The following is a 6,274-nucleotide window of genomic DNA, read 5'->3' as shown; positions in this document are numbered from 1 at the left end:
ATTCAACGTGTCGATACTCGTTAGACATAAGCCTGTCCTCAAGCCTGTGCTTGAGCCTTTCTGCTTATGCCGACTGTCCGGTCGAAATGGGGGGCAGTTCACCATCGGATTGACGGTCCAGCCGTTTCGTCTGGTGCTGGCACATATGTATCTTCGATGAGCTGGCTGATTCCGATACCATTGCATGCCTATACTTAGAGGACCGCAACAAGTCGCTTTCGTCGAGCGACCTAGAGGAACCGGAATTCTAGCATCTTTCGCAAGGAACTGAGTTGCCAACAACGTGCAGCTTTAGAGAAATCTTCAACTATCCGATAGCCGCTTGTAGCTTATTCACAGCTTGGCGCCCTGTATCGGGAGTGTCCAGTGCAAGCACCAGCCGCTTGCCCGTCGTCGTGTCGAAGAAGTGCAGGCGGGAGGGGGCGATGGTGAGGGCGATGGTGTCGCCGAGTTCGATTTCCGGGGAGAGGGCGGCGGTGAGTTGCTTGCCGTCGATCGTGCCATGGACGAGGCGCTGGGCGCCGAGTTCCTCGACATAGCCGATCTTCAGGGTGAGGGATTGTTCGCCGGGGTTGGCGAGGCGCAGGTCTTCGGCGCGGATGCCGACGGTGAGGTCTGTGGGGAGCGACGAGAGGCGGTCGGCCTCGATGATCTGCGAGCCGAGATGCAGGCGGTTGCCTTCGCGATTGGCGCGCACGAGGTTCATGGCGGGGGAGCCGATGAAGCTGGCGACGAAGGTGGAGGCGGGGGTGTGGTAGACGTCGAGCGGTCGGCCGATCTGTTCGATCTCGCCGCCGTTGAGAACCACGAGGCGGTCGGCGAGCGTCATGGCTTCGAGCTGGTCGTGGGTGACGTAGAGAGACGTCGTGCCGAGGCGCTTCTGCAGTTGCTTGATTTCGCCGCGCATGGAGACGCGCAGTTTGGCGTCGAGGTTCGACAACGGTTCGTCGAACAGGAAGGCGGCGGGTTTGCGCACGATGGCGCGGCCCATGGCGACGCGCTGGCGCTGGCCGCCGGAAAGGGCGCGGGGCTTGCGGTCGAGATATTGTTCGAGCTGCAGCATGCGGGCGGCTTCCGCGACGCGGGCGTCGATCTCGGCCTTCGGCGTGCCCCGGTTCTTCAGGCCGTAGGCGAGGTTGTCGTAGACGGTCATATGCGGGTAGAGCGCGTAGTTCTGGAAGACCATGGCGATATCGCGCTCGGCCGGCTCGACATCGTTGACGATGCGGTCGCCGATTTCGACGGTGCCTTTGGAGATGGTCTCAAGGCCGGCGACCATGCGCAGCAGGGTGGACTTGCCGCAGCCGGAGGGGCCAACGAGCACGATGAACTCGCCATCGGCGATATCGATCGAGACGGATTTCACCGCCTCGACGCCGCCGGCATAGATCTTCGAAACATTGGTGATGTTGATCTGAGCCATGGCGCTCTCCTTTACTTGTCGCTTTCCGTGAGACCCTTGATGAACCAGCGCTGGAAGATCATGACGATCATCACTGGCGGGACCATGGCGAGGATCGCCAGGGCAAAGGCCTCGTTGTAATCGGGAATGTTGGAGCCGACCCAGACGAGCAGGATTTGCTTGATTCCGCGCACCAGCGTGAAGAAGCTCTCATCCGTGGTCATCAGCGTCGGCCAGAGATACTGGTTCCAGCCATAGACGAACATGATGATGAAGATCGCCGCCATCATCGTCTTCGACAGCGGCACGATCACGTCGATGAAGAACTTGAACGGGCCGGCGCCATCAATGCGGGCGGCTTCGAGCAGTTCGTCCGGGATCGATTTGAAGAACTGGCGGAAATAGAAGGTGCCGGTGGCGGACGCCAGGAGCGGCACGATCAGGCCGGTATAAGTGTTGGTGAGGTGAAGCGTGTTCATGACCTCGTAGGACGGCAGGATGCGCACTTCGAGCGGCAGGAGCAGCGTCGTGAAGATCATCCAGAAGAGGATGGTCGCGAAGCGGAAGCGGAAATAGACCAGCGCATAGGCCGCCAGCATCGACAGTGCGATCTTGCCGACGGCAAAGCCGATGCCGAGGATGAGAGAATTCATCATCATCCGGAGGCCGGTGATCTTGCCGGTAAAGCCGCCTTCCTTAGTCAGCACCTTGGTATAGGTCTCGACGAAATGGCCGCCGGGCAGGAGGCTGAGACCGTTGCGGTGGATATCGGCCGCCTCGTGGCTCGAGGTCATCAGGGCAACGACCAGCGGGCCGACCATGATGAAGACGCCCATCAGCAGGATGAAATGATTGAAGAGTTTGACGCGCTGCATGGCCGGGCTCCGCTCAATTGTAGTGGACGCGCCGCTCGATGAAGCGGAACTGGAAGATGGTGAGCACGAAGACGATGATCATCAGGATGACCGACTGGGCCGAGGAGCCGCCGAGGTCGTTGCCACGGAAGCCGTCCATATAGACCTTGTAGACCAGCGTGATCGGGTTGTTGGCGGCCTTGTCCTTCACCATCACGTCGATGACGCCGAACGTGTCGAACAGGGCATAGGTCGTGTTGATGATCAGGAGGAAGAAGGCCGTCGGCGCGAGCAGTGGCAGGATGACAGTCCAGAAGCGGCGGAAGCCGGAGCGGCAATCCATCAGCGCCGCCTCGCGCACCGAAACCGGAATGCCCTGGAGGCCGGAGAGGAAGAAGATGAAGTTGTAGGGAATCTGCTTCCAGACGGAGACGATGATCATGGCGGCTGCGGTGTCGTTGTAGTTCAGCCCGACCTTCATGTCCCAGCCGAACAGGCCGACGAATCTCACCAGCGGGCCGATATGCTGGTCGAACATCATCATGCCCATCAAGCCGGCAACCGGCGGGGCGATGGCGTAGACCCAGATCAGCAGTGTCTTGTAGGTGGCATTGCCACGAATGACACCGTCCGCCTTGACGGCGAGCAGAAGGCCGATCGCCAGCGAAAAGAAGGTGACGGCGGCGGTAAAGATGGCTGTGAAGCGGGCGATGCCGAGATATTCGCCGGATTTCAGCACATCGGTGTAGTTGCTCGTGCCGACGAAGGTGGAGCCGAAACCGAAGGGGTCCTCAAGGTAGAAGGACGACTGGATCGCCTGGACCGAGGGCCAATAGAAGAAGATGAAGATGATCGCCATTTGCGGGGCGAGGAAGAGATAGGGCAGGTAGGGCGAGGAAAACTGCACGCGCTTGGCGAAACTGGGCTCCGACGGGGCGGAGCGGAAACGGGCGAAAAAGCCGCCGGTGGTGGTGGCCGCTGGGCTCGTCGGGGAGAGCGATGGTGCGTGCGTCATGGGTTTGGCCCTTGGGGGTGGTAGAAGGACGATCCGGCATTTGCCGCATCACCCCCCTCTGTCACTTCGTGACATCTCCCCCTCAAGGGGGAGATCATTTCATGTCCCTCGCCGCTGCTGTGGTTGAGGCGAGAGCGTGCCTCTTGTGATCTCCCCCCCTTGAGGGGGAGATGCCCGACAGGGCAGAGGGGGGTGTCGTGCGCCAAATCCGCAAGGTGGCCTTCGGCCACCTTCTCCCCGCCGGGGAGAAGAGGGAGTTTGCCGTCAGCCCGTGGGCAACCCTCCCCACAAGGGGAGGGGAAACCAGATCAACCAGCCGTTTTCGCAAAGCGGGCGAGAAGTTCGTTGCCTTCCTTCTCGATGGTTTCGAAGGCTTCCTTCACGGAGACTTCGCCGGCGAAGATGCGGCCGTATTCGCGTTCCATGATTTCGCGGATCTGCGGGTAGAAGCCGAGGCGGTAACCCTTCGACCATTCACCGGCCGGCAGCAGGAGCTGCTGGATGCCGACTTCGGCAGCCGGCTTTTCCTTGTAGTAGCCCTGGCTCTTGGCAAGCTCGTAGGCAGCCTTGGTGATCGCGACATAACCGGTGGCTTCATGGTAGAAGACCTGGACTTCCGGCGAGGTCAGGAACTGGAAGAAATCGGCCACGCACTTGTTTTCTTCATCCGACTTGCCGGACATGGCAAACAGGGCAGCGCCGCCGATGAAGGACGAGGTACCGGCGCCCTTGATCGAGCCCCAATAGGGCAGGAAGGTTGCCGAGAACGGCATCTGCGCCGTCTTCTGCAGGCCACCGAACGAGCCCGACGAACCGATCCAGAGAGCGGCCTTGTTCTCTTCGAACATTTTCTGGTTATCGTTCCAACCGGCGCCGTAATAGGCGAAGTAGCCTTCATCGGCCCAGGCCTTCAGCTTGTCGAACATCATGATGAGGTTCGGATCGGTGACCTTCAGCTGGGTGTCGACAACGCTGTCGTAACCGTTGTTGTTGGTGGCGAACTGGATGTTGTTGCGCGAGAAGAAGTTCTCGGTGAACTGCCAGGTCAGCTGCGACTGGACGAGCGGGATGAAGCCGGCTTCCTTGAGCTTCGGAGCGGCGGCTTCGAATTCTTCCCAGGTCTTCGGGGCTTCGACGCCGGCCTTCTTCAGAGCTTCGTCGTTGATGTACATGATCGGTGCCGAAGAGTTGAACGGCATGCCGACGAACTTGCCTTCGCTATCGGCGTAGAAATAACGAACGCCATCGATGAAGGCGTTGCGGTCGAAGGTGTAGCCGGCCTTGGTGATCAGGTCTTCAGCCGGAATGACGGCGCCCTTGGCGTTGATGATCGTGGCCGCACCGGCATCGAAAACCTGCAGGATGTTCGGCTGTTCGCCCGAGCGGAAGGCGGCGATGCCGGAAGCGAGCGCTTCCTCATAGGTGCCCTTGGAAACCGGGGTGAGCGCGCAAGCGGTCTGCGAGGCGTTGAACTTCTGGGCGACTTCGTTGATGACTTCGCCGTTGCGGCCGGCCATGCCGTGCCACCAGGTGATGTTGGTCGCGGCAAACGAGGAAGTGGCGGAGAAAGCCAGCGCGAGGCCGGTCATCGTGATGTTCTTGATCATGGGCAGTTCCTTTCACCAGGGTTAAGGTGAGGAACCGGCTAAAGCCCTTCCATGACATCAGCATAACGCTTTTGTGTCGGAACGATTACAACGATGCACAGCTGTTCAAAAAGCATCCGGCAAATGGACGGGCCAGCGCCAGGGCGTCACGGAGATGATGTCGTAGCGGATTGAAAGGAGTGCGGAATCCCTTTGTTTCGCCAGCCAGAGGTCGCTTGCAGCGCGGATGCGGCGTTGTGCAAAATCGGAAACCGCAAAAACGGAATCTTCCAGCGAGCGGCGGGCTTTTACCTCAATGCAGGCGATGAGATTGCCCTTGCGTGCAATAATGTCGATTTCACCCAGCTTCGTGCGATAGCGGAAGGCGCAATACGATAGCCCTTGAGAACCAGGGAAAGGGCGGCGCGATATTCGGCCAGCGATCCGCGCCGGACCGCCTTCAGTCTTTTCTCGTCCGGCGCCTTACGCGTCATCCTGATCCTTGAGTTCGAGCAGCCGGTCGTAGAGATCCTTGCGGTTGAGGCCGGTCTGTTTGGCGGCTTCGGTCGCGGCCTTGCCGGTCGACATATCCTTGACGAGTTTCTTGAGGATGGCATCGACATCGTCGGCCTCCGGGGCTGCCGGCGCATCCGGCGGACCGATGACCAGCACGATCTCGCCCTTGACGGTGGCGCCCTCATCGTAAAATGCCTTGAGCTCGGCCAATGTGCCGCGACGGAATTCCTCGAAGGTTTTCGTCAGTTCGCGGCAGACGGTGGCACGGCGCGCAGGCCCCAGCACGTCATGGGCAGCTGTGATTGTCGCTGCGATCCGGTGCGGGGATTCGAAGAACATCAGGGTGGCGGGGATTGCCGCCAGTTCGGCAAAGCGGTCGCGGCGGGCCTTGTCCTTGGACGGCAGGAAGCCGGCAAACAGGAAGGCGTCATTCGGCAGGCCGGAACCGACAAGGGCGGCAAGCGGCGCCGATGCACCGGGGATCGGCACCACGCGATGCCCGGCTTCGATGGCGAGTTGCCCCAGACGATAACCGGGATCGGAGACTAGCGGCGTGCCGGCGTCGGAAACCAGTGCCACGGACTTGCCTTCGTCCAGCGCAGCCAGCAGCTTCGGGCCGACCTCGTTGGCATTGTATTCATGATAGGCATAGGGGCGGTTGACGATGCCGTAGCGATCGAGCAGCACACGGGTGACGCGGGTGTCCTCGCAGGCGAGCACATCGGCCCCGGCCAGAGTTTCCAGTGCTCGCAGCGTGATGTCGGCGAGATTGCCGATAGGGGTGGCGACGAGATAGAGCGCCGGCTCGAGCGGGCGGGCGGGAACGGCGACATTGTGCAGGCGATAGCTTCTCTGCCGCTCGCCTGTCTGTCTCTCGCCGTCTGTCTGATGTTCCACGATA

General features: G+C 60.7%; 5 protein-coding genes and 1 pseudogene. All 6 read right to left on the bottom strand.

Annotated features, from left to right (window positions below):
* Nucleotides 1-307: 307 nt before the first annotated feature.
* The 6 genes and pseudogenes from ASG68_RS04715 to rsmI all read right to left on the bottom strand — a co-directional run bounded on the left by ASG68_RS04715 (nt 308) and on the right by rsmI (nt 6,270).
* Complete coding sequence (locus ASG68_RS04715; RefSeq protein ID WP_062609142.1) at nt 308-1,423, bottom strand: sn-glycerol-3-phosphate import ATP-binding protein UgpC; 1,116 nt, start codon at nt 1,421-1,423, stop codon at nt 308-310.
* Between the two features lie 11 nt (nt 1,424-1,434).
* Nucleotides 1,435-2,277: a sn-glycerol-3-phosphate ABC transporter permease UgpE gene (gene ugpE / locus ASG68_RS04710; protein ID WP_062582698.1), complete on the bottom strand. Its 843-nt coding sequence runs from the start codon at nt 2,275-2,277 to the stop codon at nt 1,435-1,437.
* 13 nt (nt 2,278-2,290) lie between these two features.
* Nucleotides 2,291-3,115: an ABC transporter permease subunit gene (locus ASG68_RS04705; RefSeq protein WP_062583652.1), complete on the bottom strand. Its 825-nt coding sequence runs from the start codon at nt 3,113-3,115 to the stop codon at nt 2,291-2,293.
* Nucleotides 3,116-3,579: 464 nt separating this feature from the next.
* Nucleotides 3,580-4,878, bottom strand: a complete 1,299-nt coding sequence (locus tag ASG68_RS04700; RefSeq protein WP_062582700.1) for an extracellular solute-binding protein — start codon at nt 4,876-4,878, stop codon at nt 3,580-3,582.
* 105 nt (nt 4,879-4,983) lie between these two features.
* Nucleotides 4,984-5,351, bottom strand: a pseudogene (locus ASG68_RS30220) (YraN family protein).
* A complete protein-coding gene (gene rsmI / locus ASG68_RS04695) occupies nt 5,341-6,270 on the bottom strand; it encodes a 16S rRNA (cytidine(1402)-2'-O)-methyltransferase (protein WP_062582703.1) in 930 nt (309 codons plus the stop codon). Before rsmI ends, ASG68_RS30220 begins: the two are co-directional and overlap by 11 nt.
* Between the last annotated feature and the right edge of the window lie 4 nt (nt 6,271-6,274).

Origin of the sequence: Rhizobium sp. Leaf453, from assembly GCF_001425605.1 — a bacterium.
Classification (GTDB): Bacteria; Pseudomonadota; Alphaproteobacteria; order Rhizobiales; family Rhizobiaceae; genus Pararhizobium.
Note: the sequence above shows the minus strand (reverse complement) of the source record. Positions and strands in the feature narration are given on the sequence as shown.

Coding starts and splice junctions, on each gene's coding strand:
- ASG68_RS04705 (WP_062583652.1), bottom strand. CDS start 3,115: ATGGCGATCATCTTCATCTTCTTCTATTGGCCCTCGGTCCAGGCGATC.
- ASG68_RS04700 (WP_062582700.1), bottom strand. CDS start 4,878: ATGATCAAGAACATCACGATGACCGGCCTCGCGCTGGCTTTCTCCGCC.
- ugpE (WP_062582698.1), bottom strand. CDS start 2,277: ATGCAGCGCGTCAAACTCTTCAATCATTTCATCCTGCTGATGGGCGTC.
- ASG68_RS04715 (WP_062609142.1), bottom strand. CDS start 1,423: ATGGCTCAGATCAACATCACCAATGTTTCGAAGATCTATGCCGGCGGC.